This is a genomic window from Corynebacterium sp. HMSC056E09 (genome assembly GCF_001813425.1).
Taxonomy (GTDB): Bacteria; Actinomycetota; Actinomycetes; order Mycobacteriales; family Mycobacteriaceae; genus Corynebacterium; species Corynebacterium hesseae.
Window position 1 is genome coordinate 1 of record NZ_KV812503.1, and the last position, 535, is coordinate 535.

General features: G+C 51.8%; 1 protein-coding gene. It reads left to right on the forward strand.

What is annotated here, in order from left to right; translation table 11 throughout:
* Positions 1-69: 69 nt before the first annotated feature.
* The gene (locus tag HMPREF2912_RS07315; RefSeq protein WP_010188437.1) at positions 70-378 is read left to right on the forward strand and encodes an IS3 family transposase; all 309 of its coding nucleotides are present in this window, start codon (positions 70-72) and stop codon (positions 376-378) included.
* The last annotated feature ends 157 nt before the right edge of the window (positions 379-535 follow it).

Here is a 535-nt window from a genome sequence, read left to right on the forward strand (position 1 = left end):
TGAGGTTACCCTCGTTTAGTGGACACCCTATTTGTACGGATCTTGTGTCCGTAAGAGAGGATGTTCATTGTGAGTCAACAGCGCAAGAAGTACACGCCGGAGTACCGGCGTGAAGCCGCGAACCTGGTAATCGAGTCAGAGCGACCGATCGCTCATGTGGCTAAGGAAATCGGTGTTTCCGCCGGGCTTTTAGGCCGGTGGGTCAAACTCGAGCGTGAACGCCGAGGAGCCTCGGATGGGATGAGTGAGGCTGATCTTCGTGCTGAGAATGCTCGTCTGCGCCGTGAGTTGGCAGAAGCCAAGATGGATAACGAGTTTTTGTCAAAAGCGACAGCCTTCTTCGCCGCGAAGCAACGCGAGCAGAAAAGTTCGAACTAATGCAGCAGGAGAAGGCAAACTACAGCATCAAACGCATGGCACGGCTATTAAAAGTGTCTCGGTCTGGATACTACAAATGGGCTCATGTGCAGCAGAAACGACTATCCGGAAAGGATGATCGGTCAGCATTTTACGATGATGTTGACCGAAAGATTCA